Origin of the sequence: Acidiphilium sp. (assembly GCF_049977125.1) — a bacterium.
In the GTDB taxonomy this organism is placed as follows: domain Bacteria; phylum Pseudomonadota; class Alphaproteobacteria; order Acetobacterales; family Acetobacteraceae; genus Acidiphilium.
Window position 1 is genome coordinate 1 of sequence record NZ_JBMFGY010000263.1, and the last position, 2,986, is coordinate 2,986.

Annotated in this window: 2 protein-coding genes; both read right to left on the reverse strand. The window is 60.2% G+C overall.

Going from position 1 to position 2,986, the window contains the following annotated elements; translation table 11 throughout:
- Window positions 1–7 precede the first annotated feature (7 nt).
- On the reverse strand, window positions 8–1,141 hold the full coding sequence (locus ACP5E6_RS17805; protein ID WP_427956525.1) for an ISAs1 family transposase: 1,134 nt from the start codon (window positions 1,139–1,141) through the stop codon (window positions 8–10).
- Between the two features lie 628 nt (window positions 1,142–1,769).
- The gene (locus ACP5E6_RS17810) at window positions 1,770–2,585 is read right to left on the reverse strand and encodes an aspartyl protease family protein (protein ID WP_427956528.1); all 816 of its coding nucleotides are present in this window, start codon (window positions 2,583–2,585) and stop codon (window positions 1,770–1,772) included.
- Window positions 2,586–2,986: the final 401 nt, after the last annotated feature.

Below are 2,986 nucleotides of genomic sequence, written 5' to 3' on the forward strand. Positions count from 1 at the left end.
TCAGGGGTTACGCATGAAAGTTGCCGGTGAGAACTTGCTCCATGTATCGGTTATCCCAGGCAGCCATTTTCCGTCGTCCCTTCAGGCTGGCCTTTGATTCGTGATGGCGTCGAACGAGATTGATCGCGATTTTTCGGAGTAGGGCGAAGTTTTGGACAGCTTTCCGATCCCGTATCCGGCAGTGATCTTCGTCGAAGGTAACATCGAGCACCCGGTGAAGACTATTTTCGATCTGCCAATGACGGCGAAACGCTCGTGCCAGGATTTCTGGTTGGCCGTCACTGCTGGATAGGAAATATCGAATGTCAGTCTCGGTCTTATCCGACCCGCCGACATGGCGAATGGTTTTGACAGCCAGGTCAGTTTTAACACCTGGCCAGTCGCGGAGCGGTTCCAGAACAAGGGCACCGGCGCAAACGAACACACGACGCCGGACAAGACGACCATGGTCATCATCGGTTTCGTCACGCATCGGCTGATGAGCGGACGAGCGGCTAAAGTATGTTGTTGCACAAAGCTCCTGAACTGCAGCGAACTTTTTCCCCTGGTTCGCTTTTAAGGTCACGAGATAGTCGGTGCCTTTCTCGATGATCTTGGACGCGATTGTTCGCTGGCACCCCATCGCGTCCAGCGTGACGATCGCGCCCTTGATGTCCAAGACATCGAGCAATTCTGGGATCGCCGTGATCTCGTTGGATTTATCGCCGATCTGACGCTGGCCAAGGACCGGCCGCCGATCGCACGCCCATGCACTGACAACGTGAAGCGCAGCTTGTTCGCGGCCGCGGTCATGAGATCCACGGATCGTCTTCCCATCAATCGCCGCAACTTCCCGGTCCAAGGTCGCTCCGAATGAGCGAGCCCACGACCCAAAAAAGGCCTCGAAGCGTCCGGTATCGATCAGCATGAAAACGCGCCGGAACGTGTCATGGGATGGGATACCGTTCGGTAGCGCCAGAAATGTGCCCAGCCAATCCTGCTTACTACGGCCATAAAGCGCGAAGTCCCCCCAGCTTTCGGCGCCAGCGATCTCGGCGCAGACGGCGATCACCAGCACATCAATCAGCCGGTGTTTGACCTTACCGCCGCAGCGCGGGTCGTTCAGCGCCGAGAATTCTTGCACCAAATTCCTCACCGACATCAGGATCTCCCAATTTTAGGCAGATTCCCCGAATCACACCCGATTCCATGTCGTCAACTATGCCGCAAAATTTCATGCGTGACCCCTGATCTCCCGGTGAGTTCAACCACCGGACTCGGCATTTTCTCCCCTTGCCGTGCATCTGATCCCGCGGCACGGGCTTCCGGCGACGTAACGTGGTACGTGTACGAGTCGACCTGTGCCACTCCCCGCACCTCCCGACCCCGCAAGCGCCGCCGGGATGAGCGCATGGTACCGGATGAAGCTTCGGTCAACGCGGTATAGCAACCGCGGGCCTTCCCCACGGACCGGCGAGTTCCCTTGCAATACCCGTCCCGCTTGTCGCGTTCGGGCGATGTCCGCGTCCGCCGAACAGCTCGCGTGAACACGCACACCGCCAGGAGGCACCGTAATGCGGCCCGCGCATGATGCCGGCGGTTCAGATTCTGATCTCTTGTCCAACGTTATCCGCAAATCGCGCGCAACGATCAGACGATCGGCGTAAATCGCGCCCCGGCAAAGGTGAAACCACAACGGCTATGAACGGGCGCTACGCGCAAGACGGCTCGGTTTGCTTCACTGGAGGCGCTGTTGACACCCGGGGCTGGCATGTGCGGTGCAGGACGGATTAGCCCGGATCCTGCGGTTCCATCGCCGCACGCAGAAAATTGCCGCCGAGCACAATCTCAGTCTGCAATGATCCAGGATGGGCGCCACCGACCGCGATGACCGGTCGGTGCCAGACCCAACCGTCGATGCTCAGACGGGCAAACCGATAGAGGTGCAGCATCGTGACGCCGCCGTTGACACCGATCGCGGCGATCGAGCCGACCGGAACACCACCGGCGCGATCGAGGCCGGAGCGGTAGAACAGAGCGCGTGACATGTTGGTGATCCCCGAACCGGTGTCCAACGTCGCGGCGAAGCGAAAACCATCGAGAATTGCGAGGCTCGGCGCGGCGGGATTGAAACTCGCAAGGCCCTGGGTTGCGGCGCAGACCGCCGCACCGGATGCCCCGTCCAAGTTGAGATGAAAACGACGCAGCAGATTGCGACCGATCACGCCCGCGATCGGTGTACCGTCAGGCAGCGTGAGTCGCATCACCGGGACCACCGCGAAACGGGCGGTGCCGGCGTCGTGGCCACCCAGTTCGACATTTCGGAGGCGCAAGGTCATCGCGGTTACCGTGCCGGCGGCACCAGCGATCCAGATCGGTGCCGCGATTGTGGCCGATGTCGCGAAAGACGTGGCGGCCTCCGGAGCCAAAGTCGACAATGGCATGCCGGTATCGATCATCATCGGCAGGGTGATCCCGTCCAGTCGCATCAACGCGATTGGAATGACCGACGCAATCCCGTCGGCATCGCTGTGCAGGAACAATGAGGGCAGCAGACAGGTCGAATATGCCGCAGTTCCGCTGGTGAGCCACAGTAAGCCGCTCATCATTGCGCTGCGCAGCAAATATCGCGTTCGGCCAGGCATGGGTAAACCGCCGTTCTTGAGGGGACGATCAATCGACCTCTAGGGTCGGCGGGTTAAGCAAAGATGAACGTTGGTTCGAGGTTCGGTGGCACGGAAGCGATACCCTAGGACGACGATGGCGCGCATGAGGACCACCTGTCTTCCCGACCGACCCCGCCCGGCATCGTCGCCCTCTCCTGGCCGCAGCGCCGGCTTGATGGCGAGATGGCGAGCCTGACGCCGAATTCCGGCGCGGACGCGTCAATCAACTTGGTGATAGAGCGGCAACAGACTCACTCCGCGGCTCCCTATCACGGCGCGCCTTGTCTCAAGGTAACAACTGCCCCGTCGATGCCGGGATTCATGCCAGAATCCACCAGATT

Coding starts and splice junctions, on each gene's coding strand:
- ACP5E6_RS17810 (WP_427956528.1), bottom strand. CDS start 2,585: ATGAGCGGCTTACTGTGGCTCACCAGCGGAACTGCGGCATATTCGACC.
- ACP5E6_RS17805 (WP_427956525.1), bottom strand. CDS start 1,141: ATGTCGGTGAGGAATTTGGTGCAAGAATTCTCGGCGCTGAACGACCCG.